The organism is Enterococcus sp. DIV2385 (assembly GCF_051711925.1).
Classification (GTDB): Bacteria; Bacillota; Bacilli; order Lactobacillales; family Enterococcaceae; genus Enterococcus; species Enterococcus faecalis.
Genome location: NZ_JBIONV010000001.1, coordinates 2,577,426 through 2,598,719, shown reverse-complemented (window position 1 = coordinate 2,598,719; position 21,294 = coordinate 2,577,426). Strand labels below are relative to the sequence as shown.

At 40.5% G+C, this 21,294-nt stretch carries 21 protein-coding genes; 19 read left to right on the top strand and 2 right to left on the bottom strand.

Going from position 1 to position 21,294, the window contains the following annotated elements:
- Positions 1-4 precede the first annotated feature (4 nt).
- From IGM04_RS12550 to IGM04_RS12530, 5 genes are all read left to right on the top strand, one after another.
- Positions 5-658 (top strand): bifunctional 4-hydroxy-2-oxoglutarate aldolase/2-dehydro-3-deoxy-phosphogluconate aldolase, encoded by a 654-nt coding sequence (locus IGM04_RS12550; protein WP_002354907.1) that lies wholly within the window; start codon positions 5-7, stop codon positions 656-658.
- 167 nt (positions 659-825) lie between these two features.
- Entirely contained in the window at positions 826-1,296 is a 471-nt protein-coding gene (locus IGM04_RS12545) for an ASCH domain-containing protein (RefSeq protein ID WP_002354908.1), read from the top strand.
- Between the two features lie 175 nt (positions 1,297-1,471).
- Positions 1,472-1,690, top strand: coding sequence for a YdbC family protein (locus IGM04_RS12540; protein WP_002381076.1), 219 nt, complete (start codon positions 1,472-1,474; stop codon positions 1,688-1,690).
- Between the two features lie 16 nt (positions 1,691-1,706).
- Positions 1,707-2,591, top strand: a complete 885-nt coding sequence (locus tag IGM04_RS12535) for a YicC/YloC family endoribonuclease (protein WP_086318142.1) — start codon at positions 1,707-1,709, stop codon at positions 2,589-2,591.
- Positions 2,592-2,646: 55 nt separating this feature from the next.
- On the top strand, positions 2,647-2,952 hold the full coding sequence (locus IGM04_RS12530; RefSeq protein ID WP_002383233.1) for a hypothetical protein: 306 nt from the start codon (positions 2,647-2,649) through the stop codon (positions 2,950-2,952).
- Positions 2,953-2,995: 43 nt separating this feature from the next.
- Here the strand turns inward: IGM04_RS12530 and IGM04_RS12525 are convergent, their stop codons facing one another.
- Positions 2,996-4,477, bottom strand: a complete 1,482-nt coding sequence (locus IGM04_RS12525) for a DUF1958 domain-containing protein (RefSeq protein WP_002403258.1) — start codon at positions 4,475-4,477, stop codon at positions 2,996-2,998.
- A 223-nt stretch (positions 4,478-4,700) separates the two neighbouring features.
- Here IGM04_RS12525 and gmk point away from each other — a divergent pair, with 223 nt between their 5' ends.
- The 11 genes from gmk to IGM04_RS12470 all read left to right on the top strand — a co-directional run bounded on the left by gmk (position 4,701) and on the right by IGM04_RS12470 (position 16,413).
- On the top strand, positions 4,701-5,315 hold the full coding sequence (gene gmk, locus IGM04_RS12520) for a guanylate kinase (RefSeq protein WP_002354915.1): 615 nt from the start codon (positions 4,701-4,703) through the stop codon (positions 5,313-5,315).
- Positions 5,316-5,319: 4 nt separating this feature from the next.
- Positions 5,320-5,622: a DNA-directed RNA polymerase subunit omega gene (rpoZ, locus tag IGM04_RS12515; RefSeq protein ID WP_002354916.1), complete on the top strand. Its 303-nt coding sequence runs from the start codon at positions 5,320-5,322 to the stop codon at positions 5,620-5,622.
- A 154-nt stretch (positions 5,623-5,776) separates the two neighbouring features.
- Positions 5,777-8,209 carry a primosomal protein N' gene (gene priA, locus IGM04_RS12510; RefSeq protein WP_086318143.1) on the top strand — a complete coding sequence of 811 codons (2,433 nt, stop codon included), beginning with the start codon at positions 5,777-5,779 and terminating at the stop codon, positions 8,207-8,209.
- A gap of 26 nt (positions 8,210-8,235) precedes the next feature.
- Entirely contained in the window at positions 8,236-8,730 is a 495-nt protein-coding gene (gene def / locus IGM04_RS12505; RefSeq protein ID WP_002371656.1) for a peptide deformylase, read from the top strand.
- Positions 8,723-9,664: a methionyl-tRNA formyltransferase gene (gene fmt, locus IGM04_RS12500; RefSeq protein WP_086318144.1), complete on the top strand. Its 942-nt coding sequence runs from the start codon at positions 8,723-8,725 to the stop codon at positions 9,662-9,664. The genes def and fmt overlap by 8 nt, the downstream gene beginning before the upstream one ends.
- 5 nt (positions 9,665-9,669) lie before the next feature.
- Positions 9,670-11,049, top strand: coding sequence for a 16S rRNA (cytosine(967)-C(5))-methyltransferase RsmB (gene rsmB / locus IGM04_RS12495; RefSeq protein WP_086318145.1), 1,380 nt, complete (start codon positions 9,670-9,672; stop codon positions 11,047-11,049).
- A 1-nt stretch (position 11,050) separates the two neighbouring features.
- Positions 11,051-11,800: a Stp1/IreP family PP2C-type Ser/Thr phosphatase gene (locus IGM04_RS12490; protein WP_002354922.1), complete on the top strand. Its 750-nt coding sequence runs from the start codon at positions 11,051-11,053 to the stop codon at positions 11,798-11,800.
- On the top strand, positions 11,797-13,953 hold the full coding sequence (gene ireK, locus IGM04_RS12485; RefSeq protein WP_002365367.1) for a serine/threonine protein kinase IreK: 2,157 nt from the start codon (positions 11,797-11,799) through the stop codon (positions 13,951-13,953). The genes IGM04_RS12490 and ireK overlap by 4 nt, the downstream gene beginning before the upstream one ends.
- A 248-nt stretch (positions 13,954-14,201) precedes the next feature.
- Positions 14,202-15,095, top strand: a complete 894-nt coding sequence (rsgA, locus tag IGM04_RS12480) for a ribosome small subunit-dependent GTPase A (RefSeq protein ID WP_002359046.1) — start codon at positions 14,202-14,204, stop codon at positions 15,093-15,095.
- Between the two features lie 23 nt (positions 15,096-15,118).
- Positions 15,119-15,772: a ribulose-phosphate 3-epimerase gene (rpe, locus tag IGM04_RS12475; RefSeq protein WP_002354925.1), complete on the top strand. Its 654-nt coding sequence runs from the start codon at positions 15,119-15,121 to the stop codon at positions 15,770-15,772.
- Positions 15,769-16,413 (top strand): thiamine diphosphokinase, encoded by a 645-nt coding sequence (locus IGM04_RS12470; protein WP_002361010.1) that lies wholly within the window; start codon positions 15,769-15,771, stop codon positions 16,411-16,413. Before rpe ends, IGM04_RS12470 begins: the two co-directional genes overlap by 4 nt.
- 102 nt (positions 16,414-16,515) lie before the next feature.
- Here IGM04_RS12470 and rpmB read toward each other — a convergent pair whose 3' ends face one another.
- Positions 16,516-16,704, bottom strand: a complete 189-nt coding sequence (gene rpmB / locus IGM04_RS12465) for a 50S ribosomal protein L28 (protein ID WP_002354928.1) — start codon at positions 16,702-16,704, stop codon at positions 16,516-16,518.
- Between the two features lie 273 nt (positions 16,705-16,977).
- Between rpmB and IGM04_RS12460 the strand changes: the two genes are divergently transcribed.
- The 3 genes from IGM04_RS12460 to recG all read left to right on the top strand — a co-directional run bounded on the left by IGM04_RS12460 (position 16,978) and on the right by recG (position 21,251).
- Positions 16,978-17,340 carry an Asp23/Gls24 family envelope stress response protein gene (locus tag IGM04_RS12460; RefSeq protein WP_002354933.1) on the top strand — a complete coding sequence of 121 codons (363 nt, stop codon included), beginning with the start codon at positions 16,978-16,980 and terminating at the stop codon, positions 17,338-17,340.
- An 82-nt stretch (positions 17,341-17,422) separates the two neighbouring features.
- Positions 17,423-19,099 carry a DAK2 domain-containing protein gene (locus IGM04_RS12455; RefSeq protein WP_002354936.1) on the top strand — a complete coding sequence of 559 codons (1,677 nt, stop codon included), beginning with the start codon at positions 17,423-17,425 and terminating at the stop codon, positions 19,097-19,099.
- A gap of 115 nt (positions 19,100-19,214) precedes the next feature.
- Positions 19,215-21,251, top strand: a complete 2,037-nt coding sequence (gene recG, locus IGM04_RS12450) for an ATP-dependent DNA helicase RecG (protein ID WP_002372822.1) — start codon at positions 19,215-19,217, stop codon at positions 21,249-21,251.
- The last annotated feature ends 43 nt before the right edge of the window (positions 21,252-21,294 follow it).

Below are 21,294 nucleotides of genomic sequence, written 5' to 3'. Positions count from 1 at the left end.
CAGAATGGAAACAAAAGTTGAAAAAAATCAACTGTATCAACAATTAGCGACATGTAAACTTTTACCACTATACACTGCAACAGATTTACGCTATTTGCCACAAGTAGAATCAGTCTTAGTAGAAAACGAATTACCGTTTATTGAAGTCACTTTTCGGAGTCAGCTGGCCTTGCCTGCCATCAAACAACTTGCTGCTTCAGGGAATTTAATAGTAGGCGCAGGAACTGTTCGAACCTTGAAAGAAGCACAAGAGGCAGTAGCGAACGGTGCACAGTTCATTGTTTCCCCAGCGATTGTTCCAGAAGTCATTGATTTTTGTCTGGCAAATGAGGTGCCTATTTTTCCAGGAACAGCTACGCCTGGGGAGATTCAGCGAGCGCTGGCGTATGGCTTACGAGTGGTTAAATTTTTCCCAGCCGATATTTACGGTGGGTTAAAAGCCATCAAAAGTTTAAGTGGCCCGTTTTATGATGTTCAATTTTTACCAACTGGTGGGATTGATGAAACAAACTTTATAGAGTATGTGGAAGCAAAAGAAGTATTAGCAGTGGGCGGTTCCTTTATTTTATCGGAAAAGATGCTTCAAGAAGATGAAGCTTCGGCACGCCAGCATGTTCAATCTTTACTTACGAAAATCAAAGAACGACAAGCAAAATAAAAAGATGGGCTAAGTTTTGTTACTTAGTCCTCTTTTTTTTCTGTCCAAATACTACTGACATTATTTTAGTTTTCATTTTGTAAAAATAGTATAGGAGAAAAGCAATCAGTTATGTATAATTAGTGAAAGAAGGTTGCGTGAAGTAAAAATAAAAAGGAGAGCAAAGGATGTTAAAAAATGTAGAAGTGTTCTGGCAAAACTTTTTAGATAAACATGAATTAGATATGTTGATGCCCGATGTGTGGATGTTTGGTGATGGCTCTTCTGAGATGGGTAATCGTTTGGGTCAATTGGTTGTTTCTGGTCGTAAGACAGCGACATGTTCTTCTTTAGATATTTATAAGATGGAAGAAGAACAACTCCCTAAAGCTGGTCAATACGACATAATTTTAGATGGTCAGTCTCAACCGCTGGCTATTATTCGAACAACCAAAGTTGAAATTATGCCCATGAACAAGGTCTCAGAATCTTTTGCGCAAGCGGAAGGTGAAGGAGATTTGACGTTGGATTATTGGTATGAAGAGCATGCGCGGTTCTTTAAAGAAGAACTGGCCCCCTATCAGCTACAATTTTATCCCGACATGTTGTTAGTTTGCCAAAGTTTTGAAGTGGTGGATCTTTATACAGAAAAAGAATAAACAGAGAAGCGGTGACTGACACGATTGAAACGAGCAGTTGTCGCTTTTTTTACTGATTTTTTGAAAAAGTTGCGTATGTTTATATAGACAGGGTGATAGAAAAGAGATGTGTATTTTAAGTGTCGAGGAAAAGATGGTACAATAACCTAAGGAATACTAACAAGGAGTGAATGTTATGAAAGAAGAATTTTCATATGAAATTTTAGAAGAAGTCGCTGTGTTATCTGAGAATGCTCGTGGCTGGCGTAAAGAATTGAATTTAATTAGTTGGAATGGTCGTCCACCAAAATTTGATTTGCGTGAGTGGGCCCCTGATCACGAAAAAATGGGTAAAGGCATCACCTTAACTAACGAAGAATTTGCTGAATTAAGCAAAACAATTAAATCCATGTAAAAGGAGCACCCTGTCAATGAAAAGTATGACTGGATTTGGAAAAAAGACCATTCAAAATGAAAATTATCAATTGGATATCGAAGTCAAAAGTGTCAACCAGCGGTTTTTAGATATTCAATTGCGTATGCCAAAGGAACTGAATGCCTATGAACTGGTGATTCGGCAAGTAATCAAACGCACGTTAAAACGTGGACGTGTGGAAGTCTATGTAAATCTCCAAAAAATCGGCAACAATCAAAAAGAAGTGCGCGTGCAGTGGGACTTAATTGATCAATTATTAACTTCGGTAGATCAACATTTAAAGGAAAACTATCCAGAAGCAACGTTTGATGCAGGGGACACGGTCAACCATTTATTAAAGCAAAATGATTTTGTCGAAATAGTGGAAGCAGAAATCGTTGATCAGACATTTGAACCATTTCTTGTTCAAGCATTTGAAGCAGCCATCGCTAGTCTTGACCAAAGCCGTGTGCAAGAAGGAACGCAAATTAAACAAGTCCTGCTTGACTATGTAGCAGTGTTGACCCAATCAATTCAAGAACTGCAAGCGTTTGTGGGCGTTTTTGAACAAGAATACCGTCAACGTTTTGAAGCGAAATTAAACGAATGGTTAGGTAGCCAAGTGGATGAAACACGCTTATTAACAGAAATGGCCATTTTATTGGAAAAAGGCGATATTCATGAAGAATTAGATCGTTTGGATATCCATATTGATAAGTTGCATCAGTTGCTTGACGAAACAGAACCAGTGGGCCGAGAACTAGATTTCTTAATTCAAGAAATGAACCGTGAAGTCAATACGATTGGTTCGAAATCAAGTTCAATTGAAATAAAAAATAGTGTCGTTCAAATGAAAACAACCTTAGAAAAGATTCGTGAACAAATTCAAAATGTCGAATAGAGAAAATGGTTTCGTGTTTTTCCAGAAAACGCTATAATATAGAAGTAACGAATAAATGACAGAGGTGAAAGCAATGACTAAATTTTATGATGTAACCTTTCAAGAATTAAGTGGTCGTTCTGTGGTAAAAACAGAAGTCGCTTCAGACAGAGAACCATTTGACGTCTGGCAAGATGCTTGTGCAAGCTATTCTGAAACAGAATTAAATATCCAAATTAACGAAGACACGTTTGTTACTTTGAATCGTCACTTTGTTGTTCGCATTGACGTGAAAGAAGTTGACGGCCCTGTCGACAAACAAGTTCGTCGTCGCGATGAATTGATGAACGTGGTCAATACGCTTTCTAATATGGGCTTATAAAAAATACCACCAAGCATTTCACGCTTGGTGGTATTTTTTTTAATTAGAATAAAAGAAACAAGCCAACGGCGCATAGGAAAGAAAGAACTGCGGCACTTAAAAAGATTGTCCGCATGGATGCAGTTTTACTGCTTTCTTTGCCGTGTTTTTTCTGACGTTCTAAACGTTTTTGAAGCTGACGGGTAATTACTGAGAAAATCAGCCCGAAAAGGACTAAAACACTTGTGGCAATCGATTTGGGAATAAAATGATTCGGTTCTGCAACGGTGGTATCCCCAGAATGTTCGTTTGATTCTTCCGCAGCTTCAGCTGTTGTTTGTTTTGGCTTAACTTCTTGGTAAGCCACTTTCGGCGCTTGAACAGTACTATTTAACAATGTCAAAGGCGTGTCGACTTGCACCTGCCCTGCTACTAATTTAAAGGTAGGCTGACTGCCTTTGGGAATGACACCGTATAAATCGTTAGCCAAAGTGACTTTTTTATGATCAATGGTTTGTGGCCCTTTGTCTAAAAGTTTTTTGCGTTCGTATGTCGTATAGGCATAGTCCAGCAAAGCATTCCCAGCCACATGCCGTTCGTATTCACCATCTTGGTTTTGCCAATTACCAACGCCTAAAATGACTTCAATTAAACGGAAATCTCCTTGTTTGACAGTCGCAATATAGTTAAAGCCGCCTGTTGGACTAGAGCCTGTTTTTAAACCATCCACGCCTTGATAACCATACTTAGCGCCTGGTAAAGAATAATTGTACGCTTCAAACGTTTCCTCGTAAGGCGTGCCGACCATTGTTTTCACCACTGGTTTATTGGTGATTTCTAAAATTTCTGGATAATTTTTCAGAAAATGATAGGTTAGTGAAGCTAAATCTCTAGCTGTAGAGACGTTATCGCCATTTGGGTCAATTCCTTGCATTTGATACAGGCCGTTAAAGGCACTTGCTTGCGCCCCACTGCAGTTGTAATAGGTAGTATTTGTCATCCCTAATTCAGCCGCTTTTTGGTTCATTAAATGAACAAAGTCAGTAGGCTGGTTCCCTGAAATTAAATTTGCCAACATGAGAGTCGCCACATTAGAAGAGGGGACAGCAATCATTTTTAACAGTTCACGGACTGGATAAGCAACACCTAACGTAATTTTGTTATTACTAATGGCGTATATTTTAGAAATATCGACATCTTTTTGCGTAGCAGTCACAGTCGTATCCATTGTAAATTTTCCTTGCTCCATTGCTTCAAAGGCCAAGTACATGGTCATCACTTTGGCAATACTGGCAGGATTCCACGCTAAATCTGGTTGCTGCGACCAGAGAATTTCTCCAGAATCAGCATCAACAACGATGGCTGCTTTGGGAATGCCATCCGCTTTCAGGGTTGTCCCCATTTTTTTAGCAATTGCGGTAATATCTTCTTCTGCGTGAGTCACAGTAGGTTGGGCAAAAAAGGCCCCACAACTGACAACTAAGCCTAGCAGAAACAATGTAAATGGTTTAATTCGTGCGATGTTTCTCAGTCCTTTCTTATTCACGTTTTTTTCATCCTAAAGGAGTCATCACTTCATTTTACTTAAAAAATGGCTGCCTGTATAGGAATTCTAGGTAATTTGTTTAAAAAAAGAACAAGTTATGAAAGCCAAATTAAAGAAGAAATGTTATTTTTTCAGTGAATCTCCAAGAAAGTCTTGAAAATTGCAGAAAAAAAGTGCAAAATAGAACTAATACTGTGAAATTATGTTTTGAAAGGAAGTCGTTATGTCAGAGCGCGGGTTATTAATCGTATTGTCAGGTCCTTCAGGAGTGGGGAAAGGGACTGTAAGAAAGGCTATTTTCGACAGTGAAGAAAATGATTTTCAATATTCAATCTCAATGACCACTCGGAAACAGCGAGAAGGCGAAGTGGATGGAGTAGATTACTATTTCCGTTCAAGAGAAGAATTTGAAGCGATGATTGAAGCTGGAGAAATGTTGGAATATGCGGAATATGTTGGTAACTATTATGGGACACCATTAACGTATGTTAACCAGACGCTAGATGAAGGCAAAGACGTCTTTTTAGAAATCGAAGTCCAAGGGGCTAAACAAGTCAAAGACAAAGTGCCTGATGGCGTATTTATCTTTTTGACACCCCCCGATTTAGCGGAATTAAAATCAAGAATTATTGGCCGCGGAACAGACGAAATGTCTGTGATTGAAGAACGAATGGCTGTGGCCAGAGAAGAAATCGAAATGATGGCGCTGTATGATTATGCGGTAGTGAATGATGAAGTTCCTTTAGCCGTGCAACGAATTAAAGACATTATCGCGAGTGAGCACTTCCGTGTTGACCGTGTAATTGGAAAATATATTAAAATGTTAGAGGAGATGTAGCCTTATGATGTTAAAACCGTCAATTGACTCATTATTAAAAGAAGTCCCTTCAAAATATTCTTTGGTTATTTTAGCAAGCAAACGTGCGCATGAATTAGATGAAGGCGTTCAACCAACCGTTGAATCCTTTGATTCTGTAAAAAGTGTGGGTCGTGCGTTAGAAGAAATCGAAGCAGGAACAGTGATCAGTGATCCAAATCCTGAAGAAAAACGCGAACGTCTACGCATTGAACGTGAAGAACGCAAACGCCAACGTGAACAAGAACAAAAAGAATTAGAAAACCGTTTACGTGACGAAAAAAATTAATTGAATGATTGTCAACGAATGGAGAAAGCCGTCTGTCTATTTCAGAGGCTTTCTCTTCGTTTATTCTGAAAGGTGCCAACGAGACACACAAGACAAATCAGTCAATCTTTAGTACAATAGGCAAAGAGAATTTACATAAAAAGGAGGACGCACCATGCAAAAAGTAGCCAAAGTTATTGTGGATGTACCAACGATGCAAACCGATCAACCATTCACTTATTTAGTTCCTGAAAATTTAAATGAGCAATTGGCTGTCGGCATGCGTGTAGAAGTGCCTTTTGGTAACGGTAATCGGCATGTTCAAGGGTTTGTTTTAGCCATTGAACCAATGGCTGCAACGGTTCTTGACGAAGCCAACGTTCAGTTGAAAGAACTAGTGGCGGTATTGGACTTAAAACCTGTCTTAAATACAGAAATGTTGGCTTTAGCTGATTATATGAAGGAAAAAACGTTTGCCTTTAAAATCACTTGTTTGCAAACCATGTTGCCTAGCGTAATGCGTGCCGATTACCAAAAATATATTTATTTAACGGATGAGCTTTCTGAAGAATTACAAGATCAGTTATTTTATGGTTTAGAGGAAATTTCGTGGGACCAAGCGCAAGAACGGGGGATTTTGCCTCAACTAATGGCGTTGCGTAAACAGCAAAAAGTCGATATTCGCTACGAAGTTACGACGAGAAATAAAGTCAAAATGGTCCGCTTTATTCAAGCCGCTAAGGAATTTGAACAATTAGAGGAAATTCGTTTGGGTTTACGCAAGGGAGCCAAGAAGAAAGAGCAACTTCTTTACTATTTACAACGCTTGGGTACTGAAAAAGTCACCGCCGTGAAGGAAATGAAAGAATTAGGTTTCAGTACCGCACTTTTAAATGAAGCGGCCAAAAATGGTTGGTTAACGTTCGTTGAAAAAGAAGCGTATCGTGATCCGTTTGCTAATCAGACGTTTGAAAAAACGACTGCGTTATCTTTGAATGCAGAACAACAGGTGGCTGTGGAAACAATCTTACAATCGGTCCAAGAACAGCAAAGCCAAACCTACTTATTGGAAGGTATTACAGGAAGCGGGAAAACAGAAGTTTATCTACAGGTCATTGCAGAAGTACTTAACCAAGGCAAAACAGCCATTATGCTTGTTCCTGAAATTTCTTTAACTCCGCAAATGGTGCAACGCTTTAAAAGTCGCTTTGGCGAACATGTTGCTGTAATGCACAGTGGCTTATCGCAAGGTGAAAAATATGATGAGTGGCGGAAGATTGAACGAGGAGAAGCGGAAGTTGTGGTTGGTGCGCGTTCTGCCATTTTTGCGCCAATCGAAAACATCGGTGTGATCATTATTGATGAAGAACACGAGGCAAGTTATAAACAAGAAGAAACCCCCCGCTACCACGCGAGAGATTTAGCGATTTGGCGTTCGGAGTACCATCATTGCCCTGTTGTTTTAGGTAGTGCCACGCCGTCCTTGGAATCACGCGCTCGCGCACAAAAAAATGTTTATCAGCGGTTACGATTAACACAGCGTGCCAATCAAGCGGCAACCTTGCCTACGATTGATGTAGTGGATATGCGGCAAGAAGTAGAAAATGGCAATGTCTCTTCTTTTTCCATGTCGTTGCAAGAAAAACTCCAAGAACGCTTAGAGAAAAACGAACAAAGTGTTCTCCTACTTAATCGCCGTGGCTATTCGTCATTTGTGATGTGTCGCGATTGTGGCTATGTGTTGCCGTGTCCGAATTGTGATATTTCCTTAACTTTGCATATGGATAGTAAAACAATGAAATGTCATTATTGTGGGCATGAAGAACGGATTCCTTATCGCTGTCCTAACTGTGGCCAAGATAAAATTCGCTACTACGGAACAGGCACACAAAAAGTAGAAGAAGAATTACAAACGTTATTACCAGAAAGTCGTATTCTCCGAATGGATGTTGATACGACCCGTCGCAAAGGTGCGCATGAAAAGATTTTGCGAACATTTGGTGAAGGACAAGCGGATATCTTATTAGGCACACAAATGATTGCCAAAGGACTGGACTTTCCAAATGTGACGTTAGTCGGTGTCTTAAATGCTGATACCGCCTTGAATTTACCCGATTTTCGTTCTAGTGAACGGACCTTCCAGTTATTGACACAGGTCAGCGGTCGCGCTGGTCGCGCTGAAAAACCGGGGGAAGTCATCATTCAATCTTTTAACCCCGAGCATTATGCGATACAATTGGCAAAAGCCCAAGATTATGAAGATTTTTATACAAAAGAAATGTATATTCGTCATCGTGGGGATTATCCGCCGTACTATTTTACGGTCCAAATTACGGCTAGCCATCCTGAAGAAAATGAAGCAGCGAAACAAATGTTTCAAATCGCGACGAAATTAAAACAAGGCTTATCGCCGCAAGCTATTTTGTTGGGACCAACACCCAACGCAATTATGCGTGTCAATAATCGATACTTTTATCAAGTGATTATCAAGTATAAACAAGAACCAATGCTTCAACCATTATTGAAAGAAATTTTAACCGATACACAACGAGCAACGGCTCGTGGCTTAAAGCTTTCCATTGATGCAGAACCCATGAATTTTATTTAAAAAATACAGCTTTGAAAGGAGCACTTATGCGCTATCCAGTTGTGATTCACCCGAACGAACACTTAAAAATGAAGGCTCAACCTGTGACGATTATTACCGATGAAATTGTGCAGTTACTAGAGGATATGTATGAAACAATGCTGGCCCATGATGGGATTGGCTTAGCAGCCCCGCAAATTGGTAAAAATTTGCAAATGGCAGTGATTGAAATCGATGAAGAATCTGGTCGTTTTGAACTAATTAATCCAGTGATTATTGAAAAAAAGGGAACCAGTATTGATGTGGAAGGCTGTTTAAGTATTCCAGAAACATATGGAACCGTTGAACGAGCAGATGAAGTGACTGTCCGTTATTTTGACCGTGAAGGTGAAGAAATGGAAGTTACGGCTTACGGCTATTTAGCTCGAGCTTTTCAACACGAAATTGATCATTTGAATGGCGAGTTATTTATCGATAAAATGATTGAGAAAATTGCACCAGAAGATTTAGAAGCGTATATGGAGGAACATTTTGATGACTAAAATTGTATTTATGGGCACACCAGCCTTTTCTGTTCCGATTTTAGAAAGTTTAATCGAGGCAGGCTATGACGTTCAAGCGGTTGTCACGCAACCAGATCGACCAGTTGGCCGAAAAAAAGTGATTACCCCAACGCCTGTCAAAGAAGCAGCTTTAAAACATAACTTATTAGTCTTACAACCAGAGAAAATTTCAGGTTCTCCTGAAATGGAAAAAGTGATTGACTTAGCACCAGATTTAATTGTGACAGCAGCCTTTGGACAATTTTTACCAGAGAAAATTTTAAAAGCGCCCAAACTAGGTGCGATTAATGTCCATGCCTCACTTTTACCAAAATATCGTGGCGGCGCACCTGTACATTACTCGATTATTGAAGGAGAAAAAGAAACAGGCGTCACGATTATGGAAATGGTGAAAAAAATGGATGCTGGCGCGATTTTATCACAACGTGCAATTCCGATTACGAAACAAGACGATGTAGGCACTATGTTTGAAAAATTAAGTATTCTAGGAAAAGAACTTTTATTAGAGACGTTACCTAAGCTAATTGCTGGCAAAATTACGCCTATTCCACAAGTGGAAGAAGAGGCTACTTTTTCACCCAATATTACCCGGGAACAAGAACGAATTGACTGGCAAAAAACTGCTGAGGCAATTGATAACCAAGTGCGTGGTATGCGTCCTTGGCCAACAGCGTTCACAACCTATCAAGGGACCAACTGGAAAATTTGGGCAGTGACACCACTGACTGAAACAACAACTAGCGCCCCAGGAACGATTATCCAACGTAGTAAAAAAGCGCTATGGATTGCTTGTGGTGAAGGGACAGTCCTTCAAATTGATCGCCTGCAACCAGCAGGTAAAGGTCAATTAACGATTCAAGAATTTTTAAATGGCGTTGGTCAAAATGTCGCAGAAAAAGATAAGGTGGACTAACAAAAATGGCTGAAAAAATCCCCAAGAAATTAAAACGTTCTGTTCGATACGTTGCTTTAGAAACCATCGAACGTGTGGATAAAGGTGGGGCGTACTCCAATCTTTTACTTAATGAAATGATGACAAAATCAGAACTAAGCGAGAAAGATGGCCGCTTGTTTACAGAACTTGTCTACGGCACAATTAGTCGCAAATTATTGTTGGAATACTACTTAACACCATTTGTTAAGAAACCGCAAAAAGTCGATAATTGGGTGAAAAATTTATTGATTTTATCGTTATATCAATTACTTTATTTAGATAAAGTGCCCGATCATGCAGTCATTAATGAAGCGGTTGAAATTGGCAAACGTCGTGGCAATCCTGGGACTGGTAAATTCGTGAATGGCGTGCTGCGGGCGTTCCAACGAAATGGAGCACCTAGTTTGGCCGCAATTAGCGATCCAGTTGATCGTTTAGCCACGGAAATTAGCATGCCACGTTGGTTAACAGAAAAATTACTTGCCCAATTAGGCGAAGAAGAAACACGGCAGTTGGGTTTGTCATTATTTGAAAAAAGCCATGCGAGTGGCCGAGTAAACACACGGTTTATTTCACGAGAAGAAGCGCTGGAAGAATTACAAGAAACAGGGATTGCCGCGAAGGAAAGTCAACTTTCCCCTTATGGTGTTGTCGCTGAAAAAGGCTACTTAGCTGGCAGTGAACTGTTTATTAACGGTTGTTTAACCATTCAAGATGAAAGCTCTATGCTCGTGGCTCCAGCGATGCAAATTGAACCGCATCATCGTGTCTTGGATGCCTGCGCGGCTCCTGGTGGCAAAACGACTCATATCGCAACTTTTTTAGAGGCTGAAGCAGGTGGTCGTGTGACTTCTTTAGATATTCATGCGCACAAAATTAAGCTAATTAATGAAAATGCGCAGCGCCTCCATGTGGCGGATGTCGTCCAAGCAGAAAAGCTTGATGCGCGACAAGTGGCAGAAGAATTTCCCGCAGAAACCTTTGATCGGATTTTAGTTGATGCGCCATGTTCAGGCTTAGGGCTGATGCGCCGTAAACCAGACATTAAATACCATAAAACGGCCAATGATTTTCAAAATTTACCTAAAATTCAGTTAGAAATCTTAGAAAGTGTTGCCCCAACACTAAAACAATGGGGTATAATGGTCTATAGCACTTGTACTATTACGCCAGAAGAAAATCAGGAAGTGGTGGCAGCCTTTTTAGCCAAACACCCTGAATTTGAAAAAATTGAAATTGTTGCAAATGAAAATGTCCAAGCAGTAGTAAAAGAGCAAGAACTGGTTCTGTATCCCCATCAATACATGACAGATGGCTTCTTTATTTGCTGTATGCGGAAAGTTAGTTCAAATGAGGTGAAATAATTTGGAAATCAACGTTCAATCAGATGTCGGTCGCAAAAGAAATACGAACCAAGATTATGCCAACGTTTTTGAGAACCAACAACACATAACCTTTGCTGTTTTAGCAGATGGCATGGGTGGTCACCAAGCAGGTGATGTCGCTAGCCAAATGGCAGTCAATAATTTAGGTGAGAGTTGGTCCAATGCGTCTGTCGACTCAGCTGAAAAATCTGCACAGTGGTTAATTCAAGCAATTCAAAAGGAAAATGAAAAAATTTATGAACGCGGACAATCGAAACCAGAGTATTTAGGAATGGGGACAACCGTGGTTGGTGCCATCCTTTTACCGGATTCATTTGTCTTAGCAAATGTGGGGGACAGTCGTGCTTATTTAGTTCGTGACCAACACATGTTACAATTAACAGAAGATCATTCTTTAGTGAATGAACTAGTAAAATCAGGGGAGATTACTCGTGAGATGGCTGCAAATCATCCACGAAAAAATGTCCTAACACGTTCTTTGGGAATGCCTGGCACTGTCGAAGTCGATGTAACCAATCATGAATGGCTGCCTAATGACTATTTACTGTTATGTTCGGACGGTTTAACCAATATGGTTCCTGAGACAAAAATTTTAGAAATTTTAGAGACGTCAGATCCCTTAGAATCCAAATTAAGCCAACTCGTTGCCCAAGCAAATGAAGCAGGTGGTTTAGATAACATTACCGTGTTAGTGATACACTTTGACGAACAGAAGGAGGAAAACCAATGATAGAAATCGGCAAGAAGCTGAATGGTCGATATCACATTATTGGCAGCATCGGAAGCGGCGGTATGGCCAACGTCTATTTAGCACACGATTTAATTTTAGACCGAGACGTTGCAGTAAAAGTCTTGCGCTTTGACTTCCAAAACGATCAAGCCGCCATCCGACGTTTTCAGCGTGAAGCACTAGCCGCAACTGAGCTGGTTCACCCGAATATCGTCAGTGTGTACGATGTAGGCGAAGAAGATGGACTACAATATTTAGTCATGGAATATGTGAAAGGAATGGACTTAAAACGGTACATCCAAACGCATTTCCCAATTCCTTATTCCACAGTTGTGGACATTACGCAACAAATTTTATCTGCTGTCGCAATGGCACATGAACATAGAATTATTCACCGGGATTTAAAACCGCAAAACATTCTGATTGACGAACACGGCACAGTCAAAATTACTGACTTTGGGATTGCGATTGCCTTGTCAGAAACGTCAATTACGCAAACGAACACAATGTTAGGTTCGGTGCATTACTTATCGCCAGAACAAGCGCGCGGAAGCATGGCGACCAACCAATCAGATATTTACGCTGTGGGAATTATTCTCTATGAAATGCTAACAGGGAATGTACCTTTTGATGGTGAATCAGCCGTAACGATTGCCTTAAAACATTTTCAAGAAGAAATTCCCTCTGTCAAAATGTTTGATCCAGGGATTCCTCAATCATTGGAAAATGTGGTTCGTCATGCAACCGCAAAAGACCCAAGCGATCGCTACAAAACAGCGAATGAGATGGCAGAAGACTTATACACGTCCTTGTCAGCCAGTCGTTTAAACGAACCTGCGTGGGAACCAACGGCTTTATTAGGAGAAACGAAAGTATTAACTCCGATTCCCGAAGACATCGCTGAACCGGAAGAGACAACGCCTGTCGAAGTCCCAGAAGATATCGCAGATGACATTTTAGCTGAACAACCACCGAAGAAAAACCGTAAAAAATTGTGGATTGGCTTAGCAATTGCGGCATTAATTGCTTTAGCAATAGGTGGCTTAGCCTTTGCTATGTCGGGTGGTAAAGACGTTGAAGTTCCTGATGTTACAAATGAAACGAAAGCGGACGCTTCACAAGCGCTACAAAGTGCCGGGCTGAAAGTCGATAGTGAAACCAAAAAAATTCCCGATGATAAGATTGAAGAAGGCAAGGTGGTCAAAACAGACCCCGAAGCAAAATCATCTGTGAAAAAAGGCCGATCTGTTACTTTATATATCAGCTCTGGAACAGAAAAAATTGAGATGGCCGATTATACAAACGAATCGTATGAATCTGCTGTCGAAGCCTTGAAAAAACTAGGGTTTTCAGAAGACCAAATTACAACGAAAAAAGAATACAGTGATTCTGTGTCTACAGATAACATTATTAAACAAAAACCAGCTGCAGGTAAAAAAGTTGATCCGAAAAAAGACAAAGTCACTTTAACGGTCAGTGAAGGACCAGAAGCGGTTACTTTGCCTAGTTACGCCGGTTATTCTTACACAAATGCAGTAAATGCACTGGCACAGTTAGGCATTTCTGAATCTCAAATTACGCGTGTCGACCAAGCAAGCGATACGGTAGAACCAGGTTTAGTCATTACGCAAGACCCCGCACCAGGTGGCACCGTGACACCTAAAAATGGCCAAGTGACGTTATATGTAAGTAAAGGTAGCGACAAAGTGACACTTTCTGATTATAGCGGAATTTCTTACGATAATGCGGTAAGTCGCTTAATTGCTTTAGGTATTCCAGAATCTCAAATTAAACGAGTGGACGAAGAAAGCGACAAAGTTGAAAAAGATACCGTGATTAGTCAAGAACCAGCTTCTGGTACCGCTGTTGATCCGAAAAATGACACGATTACTTTACATGTCAGCAAAGGCAGTGACTCAGTAACTGTTCCTGATATTTCAGGTTATTCGCCAAAAGCTGCAGAAGACAGCATCAATAACGCTGGCCTTAAAATCAATGAACAAGGATTATCTGGCTCTGGCGATGGCCAAGTCGTTGAACGAACTAGCCCATCCGCTGGCAGCAAAGTCAAAAAAGGCGACTCTGTTACAGTTTATTATTCAAAAGCAAATGATTCAAAAAGCACCACTAGTGAAAGTAGTACGAGTAATTAAGACAAGAGGTTGGGACAGGAGGGTTTAGCTTCAAGAACCAAGTAGGTACTGTTTAACATCTATTTGCTTTTCAAATAGTGTTTCTCAGCAATAAGAAGAAGCTGCTCCTGTCTCGCCATTTATCTTAAGATTTAAGTCTAGGAAGGTAAGTCATTTCGACTTATGTCCTAGGCTCTTTTTAATTAATAGAATCGAGAGGCTCCCTTGATTTCTCTGCCACTATCCTGTATATTCGAAAGTAGTTAGGAGTGGTTTATCTGAAAGGTCAAATCAGAAAAGCGTTAAGCGGTTTTTATTATGTATACGCAGATGGAGAAACATATCAAACAAGAGCGCGAGGGAATTTTCGTAATCGAAAAATTACGCCACTCGTGGGAGATGAAGTACTTTTTGAAAGCGATAATTTAACAGATGGTTATGTGTTGGAAATTTTACCAAGACGAAATGAATTAGTGCGCCCGCCTGTTGCAAATGTGGATCTAGGTGTGGTTGTCATGAGTATGGTTTCGCCAAATTTTTCGTTTAATTTGTTGGATCGTTTCTTAGTCAGCTTAGAGTATAAGGATATAGAACCAGTTATTTATTTAACGAAAGTTGATCTATTAGATGAGCCGCAACGTCAAGAAGTCACTGAAATTAAACAGATTTATGAAGCGTTAGGTTATGCGGTAATCGCTTCGGAAGACGTAGAAGCCACCAAAGAATTAGAACGCTTTTTCCCAGAACGGTTGACTGTTTTTATGGGACAATCAGGCGCTGGAAAATCAACATTGTTGAATCAAATTTCACCAGAATTACAACTAGCAACTGCGGAAATTTCCCAATCTTTAGGACGGGGCAAACATACGACCCGTCACGTGGAATTGATTCCGTTATACGACGGTTTGGTTGCTGATACACCAGGATTTAGTGCCATCGATTTCTTGGAGATGGAAGCAGTGGAATTACCAAAGCAATTTCCTGAATTTGTTGCCGCGGCCTCTCACTGTAAGTTTCGTGAATGTATGCACCACAAAGAACCTGGTTGTGAAGTGAAACGTCAAGTGGAAGCGGGAACCATTGCGACGAGTCGTTACGAAAATTATTTACAGTTTTTAATGGAAATCGAGAATCGACGACCTGTTTATAAGAAAAAATCATAGCAAATATAAAGGGAGCGAGCCAAATGAAACTAGCACCATCCATTTTAAGTGCCGATTTTGCCAATTTAGAAAGAGATATCCGTTTAGTAGAAGAATTAGGAGCAGATTATATTCATGTTGATGTCATGGACGGTCAATTTGTGCCCAACATTACCTTAGGACCGAATATCGTTTCAGCGATTCGTCCAGTGACAAAACTACCATTGGATGTTCATTTGATGATTGTACAACCTGAAAACTATATCAATGCCTTTGCGGAAGCCGGTGCGGATATTATTACTGTCCATCAAGAAGCAACACCCCATATTCATCGTGCCTTACAAATGATTAAAAATGCAGGTGTGAAAGCTGGCGTAACCATCAATCCTGGGACACCACTTTCGATGATTGAAAATGTATTAGACTTGGCAGATCAAGTCTTGGTAATGACTGTCAATCCAGGCTTTGGCGGACAATCATTTATTGAAAACTCACTAGAAAAAATTGCTCAATTAAAAGAATGGAAAGAAACAAAAGGATACACCTATGAAATTGAAGTCGATGGCGGGATTGTTCCTGAAACTGCCGCACGCTGCAAAGAAGCCGGTGCAGAAGTGTTTGTTGCAGGCTCCTACATTTATAATGCTGAAAATCCTCAAGAACGAATCGATGCACTGAGAGCAGTGCTAGACAAATGAGTCGTGTCTTACTGGTAGCTGGCGGCAATCCAAGTGATTGGCCAACCATTGAACCAGCTACGTATGATTATTTCGTAGGTATTGATCGCGGCTGTCTCCATTTATTAGAGGCCGATTTACCGTTACAATTAGCGGTGGGCGATTTTGATTCATTATCACGAGAAGAATACCATTTTGTCCAAGAAACTGCCGAAACACTCATTCAAGCACCTGCTGAAAAAGATGATACAGATACACAATTAGCGCTTCAAGAAGCTTTACAACGATTTCCACAAGCAGAGATGACGATTATCGGTGCGACAGGGGGCAGAATTGACCACCTGTTAGCCAATCTTTGGTTACCCTTTGAACCACGATTTCAAGGCGTACTTCGTCAAATCCGTCTATGCGATCGTCAAAATAGCATCCAGTATTACGCCCCTGGTTCGTATATCGTACCAAAAGAGCCAGATAAAGAATATCTGGCATACTGCTGTTTGACGCCTGTAGAAAACTTGACGCTACGACGCAGTAAATATTTATTAACCAATCAAGATGTTCCTTACCCAACATCGTATGCAAGTAATGAATTTATCGAAGAAGCCGCTGCTTTTTCCTTCGATGCAGGGATGATTGCGGTTATTCAAAGTAAAGACAAGTAAAAAGAGGTTGGACCTTCATCAATGCGATGAAGGTCCAACCTCTTTTTTTATGCAATAAAAAAAGCCGAACAACGAACGTCCAGCTTTGCTTATTTAAGTTTATTAAACACGTTCGATTTTACCAGATTTCAAAGCACGAGTTGACACCCAAACTTTTTTAGGTTTACCATCGATTAATACGCGAACTTTTTGTAAGTTAGGTTTCACAGTGCGTTTTGTTGAGTTCATCGCATGTGAACGGTTATTACCACTTGAAGTCTTACGACCAGTGAAGTAACATACTTTTGCCATTTTAAGTTTCCTCCTTTGCCTTGATCTTGGAGCGATAATATTCAGCTCATACTAACTTAATTTATCATATTAGGCACTGATTTGCAAGAAGATTTTTTTCTATGATTTGACTTTAGCAATCAAAAAGAGTAAATTGAAATCTTGCTAGAATGTTCACTTAGAAGTGGAAGAATGAAAATATCTGACGAACTTCCTTTTAATTAAAGGCTGGATATGATAAAATGTTATGGAAGAAAATAGGGCGAATGTGCTCTTATAAGGAGGCTTTCATCAATGGCTGTAAAAATTCAAACACCCGCAGGTACCATTGAGATTACCAATGATGTGATCGCTACAGTAGTTGGCGGAGCTGCGACAGATATTTACGGAATTGTCGGAATGGCAAGCAAAAATCAAATTAAAGATAACTTAAACGATATTTTACGTCGTGAGAATTACTCACGTGGTGTCGTTGTTCGTCAAGAAGACAACGGAATCGCAGTGGATGTCTACACGATTGTTAGTTATGGTACAAAAATTTCTGAAGTTTCTCGTAACGTCCAAGAAAAAGTAAAATATAATCTTGAAACATTATTAGGTGTCACTGCGAATTCAGTTAACGTTTTTGTTCAAGGAGTTCGTGTATTACCGGATTAGAGGTAGTGTACTGTCAACGATGCAATTGCACAAGGAAGTCGTGTGTTGCCGTTAGCGGTAAATCTGAAGGAGGATTTTTTAGGTGAATGTAACAGAAATCAGCGCAGGTCAGTTCCAGGAAATGGTCCAGGCAGGTGCGACTCGTCTGCACACAAATGCAGAATATGTCAACTCATTAAACGTTTTCCCTGTACCCGATGGTGATACAGGAACAAATATGAACTTATCAATGACCAGTGGTGCAAAGGCTGTGGCCGATTCTCGCTCTGAAAAAGTAGGAGAATTAGCAGGTGCGTTATCCAAAGGGTTATTAATGGGTGCTCGTGGAAACTCTGGGGTTATTTTATCTCAATTATTCCGCGGCTTCTCAAAACAAATTCCTGAGGTTACAACATTAAATGCCAAAGACTTGGCCGCTGCCTTTACACATGGTGTAGAAACAGCGTATAAAGCAGTGATGAAACCCGTTGAAGGAACAATCTTAACTGTTTCTCGTGAAGCGGCGCGTTCTGGTGAACGTAAAGCGAAAGAAACAGATGACTGTATCGAAGTTATGACAGCTGTTGTAGCAGGTGCTAAACGTGCCTTAGCGAAAACACCTGATTTATTACCTGTCCTAAAAGAAGTCGGCGTTGTAGATAGCGGGGGTCAAGGACTACTATTTATCTATGAAGGATTTTTAGAAGCGCTTAGTGGTGAATTTTTACCAACTGAAACGTATGAACCAAGTCCTGCCGAAATGGACGAAATGGTTAATGCTGAACATCACCGTGGTGTTAGTGGCCACGTTGCGACAGAAGACATTAAATTTGGCTATTGTACAGAAATTATGGTTCGTATCGGCGAAGGCCCAACCGTGGACAGCGCTTTTGATTATGAAACATTCAGAAACTACTTAAATGAACTAGGCGATTCTCTATTAGTCGTTAACGATGACGAAATTATCAAAGTTCACGTGCACACTGAGCATCCAGGTGAAGTGATGAACTACGGCCAAAAATTTGGTTCGTTAGTAAAAATAAAAGTAGACAATATGCGTTTACAACATGAAACGTTAGTTGAACGCGATGCTCAGCAAGAAGCGTTGACTGAAAAAGTTCGCGTACCGTTTGCTGTGATTGCTATTGCAGCCGGTGAAGGCGTTCAAGAATTATTCCGAAGTTTAGGTGCAAGCTACATTATTAGTGGTGGCCAAACAATGAACCCAAGTACGGAAGATATTTTAAAAGCAGTCAAAGAAGTGAATGCAGAGCAAGTCATTATTTTACCAAACAACAAAAACATCTTTATGGCGGCTGATCAAGCAGCAGAAGTTGCCGATGTACCAGTAGCGGTTGTTCCATCTAAAACCATTTCTCAAGGAATGACAGCAATGTTAGCTTTCAATGATCAACAATCATTAGAAGAAAACAAAGCAAGTATGACGGAAATGTTAGACAGCGTTGTGAGTGGTCAAGTAACCACAGCTGTTCGTGACACAACCATTGATGACGTTGAAATTAAAAAAGATGACTTCTTAGGAATGATTGATGGTAAAATCGTCGTTTCTGAAGCAGATCGTTTTAATGCATCATTAGACACGTTGAACCGCATGATTGATGAAGACACTGAAATCGTGACAATTATTGTCGGCGAAGATGGTTCGGTTGAAGAAGCTGAAAAGCTAATCGCTATTTTAGTTTCTGAAAACGATGAACTAGAAACAGAACTTCATGAAGGTGGACAACCTGTGTATCCATACTTATTCTCAGCAGAATAGGTTTTCGTGATGGAAAAATAAAAACGAATAGGCTGGTTCATTAGTTAGGGCTAATGAACCAGCCTATTTAATGAATGATCCATTTTTTTGCGTATATTAATGAGGAGGGGATTTTATGGACATCACAGATTTAGTCAGCGTATTACCCGGTGTTGGCCCAAAACGTGCTGAAAATTTACAAGAACTGGGGATTGCTACAATTGAAGACTTATTGACGTATTATCCCTTCCGCTACGATGATATCCAAGAAAAGGATTTAAGCGAGATTCAGGATCAGGAAAAAGTTACGCTAAAAGGGCTAGTGGTTTCGGAAGCAGTCGTTAGTCGGTACGGTTATAAGAAGAGCCGGTTAACGTTTCGAATGATGCAGGAACATGCGGTCATTAATGTTTCCTTCTTCAACCAACCTTTTTTAAAAGACAAAGTAGTTCTTTCCGAAGAAATTGCTGTTTATGGCAAGTGGGATGCCAAGAGAAAATCATTAAATGGCATGAAAATCTTAGCTTCTAAAGGAGACAATGAAGATTTCGCCCCCATTTATCATGTGAATAAAAAAGTCCGCCAAAGCACGTTGGTTCAGTTAATCCGCACTGCTTTTGAAGAGTATGGTTCGCTGATTGAAGAGATTTTACCGAATGATTTATTAGAAAAGTACCGCTTGATGCCTAGAAAAGAAGCAATGTGGGCGATGCATTTTCCCAGTAATCCAGAAGAAAGCCATCAAGCCAAACGGCGAGTAGTCTTTGAAGAGTTTTTCCTTTTCCAACTTAAAATGCAAGGATTGAAGAAACAAGAAAAAGCGGAAAAAAATGGTTTAGCCATTCAATATGACGTGGATCGCTTAAAAACGTTCACCCAAGGACTGCCGTTTGAATTGACAGGCGCCCAAAAAAAAGTGACCAATGAAATTTGTCGAGACTTGCGAAGTCCGAAGCATATGCAACGATTGCTTCAAGGTGACGTGGGGAGTGGGAAAACGGTAGTGGCTGCGATTGCGCTATACGCCACCATGACCGCTGGCTTTCAAGGGGCGTTAATGGTTCCGACTGAAATTTTAGCGCAGCAACACATGGAAAGCTTACAGCAGTTGTTTGATCCATTAGAAGTGCGAACGGCCTTATTAACAGGTTCCACCAAAACGAAAGAACGTCGTCTAATCCTCGAAGAACTGGCCAATGGCGAGATTGACATTGTGGTAGGGACCCATGCTTTGATACAACAAGATGTCAGTTTCCATCAATTAGGTTTGGTAATCACCGATGAGCAACATCGTTTTGGTGTGAACCAGAGAAAAATATTAAGAGAAAAAGGCTTAAAACCAGATGTTTTATTTATGACGGCCACTCCGATTCCTCGAACGCTGGCCATTACAGCCTATGGCGAAATGGATGTATCAATCATCGATGAAATGCCAGCTGGACGGATTCCAATCGAAACACGTTGGATTCGGCCGCCGCAGTTAGATACTGTTTTAGAATGGATGGAAAAAGAGCTAGCTCGAGGACATCAGGCCTATATTATTTGTCCCTTGATTGAAGAATCAGAAGCCTTAGATGTGAAAAACGCAACAGAAATTTTTGAACATATGCAAAGCTTTTATTCCCCAAGATATCAAGTGGGATTACTACATGGTAAAATGAAAAACCAAGAAAAAGATGACATTATGCAGGAGTTCAAAGACAATCAGCTGCAATTATTGGTTTCTACCACCGTTATTGAAGTTGGCGTGAATGTACCAAATGCCACAGTGATGTTAATTATGGATGCGGACCGGTTTGGGTTAGCACAATTACATCAGTTACGGGGACGTGTGGGGCGTGGCTCCAGTGCATCTTATTGTATTTTAGTGGCCAATCCGAAAAATGAAATGGGCGTTGAGCGTATGAAAATCATGACAGAAACCACCAATGGTTTTGTCTTGAGTGAGCGTGATTTGGAACTTCGCGGACCTGGGGAAGTGTTCGGTGCACGGCAATCAGGGGTGCCTCAATTTGCGGTAGGAGATATCGTGACGGACTTTAACATTTTAGAAGTTGCGCGCCAAGAAGCAAGTGCCCTATGGCAAGTGAAAGAGTGGTGGCAATATCCTGCTTATCAAGGCTTAGCCAATCGAGTGAAACCCCAAGATGAGGCAGCCCAATTTTTCGATTAGAAGAGGTAATTTTTGAAGCCAGAAAGTAAAAGCCAATGCGTAT